At 60.3% G+C, this 633-nt stretch carries 1 protein-coding gene; it reads left to right on the top strand.

The features are described from left to right. Nucleotides 1-633: type VI secretion system tip protein TssI/VgrG (gene tssI / locus AACY52_RS29165; protein ID WP_339561195.1), on the top strand; the 633-nt coding region annotated here is incomplete at both ends.

Here is a 633-nt window from a genome sequence, read left to right as displayed (position 1 = left end):
TTTTCCAGCACCTGACGGTGCCGCAAATCATCGCCCAGGTGCTGAGTGGGCATGGCATTCAGGCCGATGCGTATGCCTTTCATGTCAGCACCAGCCCGGAGCGCGAATACTGCACGCAATACGCTGAGAACGACTTCGCGTTCATCCAGCGCTTGTGTTGTGAGGACGGGATTGCCTGGCACCACCAGCACAGCCAGGAAGGTCATCAGTTGGTCTTCACCGAGGATCAGACCTACTTCCCCAAACTGGGCGCGACGGCTTATCAGCAAGGCTCGGGCATGGCCGCCGAGCAGCCTGTCGTCAGCCAGTTCGCCGTGTGTTTCAGCACCCGCACCAGTACCACCACGCATCGCGGTTATGACCTGGCACGGCCAAACCAGTTGCTCGAAAGCCAATTCACTGCCGAGTTCAGCCCGACACTCGAAGACTATCGTTACCCGGTGCGGCATAAAAACGAAAAGCTTGGCAGACAACTCGCCCGCCAGGCCCTGGAGCGCCATCGCCGTGACTATCAGCTGGCTGAAGGCAAAAGCGATCAGCCCAGCCTGCGCAGCGGGCACTTCTTCGACCTGACCGAACACCCGCGCCCAGCCTGCAACGCCTTGTGGCTGCTGCTCAGCGTGACCCACTCAG

Origin of the sequence: Pseudomonas sp. EA_65y_Pfl1_P113 (genome assembly GCF_963970525.1) — a bacterium.
GTDB lineage: Bacteria > Pseudomonadota > Gammaproteobacteria > Pseudomonadales > Pseudomonadaceae > Aquipseudomonas > Aquipseudomonas tritici.
Note: the sequence above shows the minus strand (reverse complement) of the source record. Positions and strands in the feature narration are given on the sequence as shown.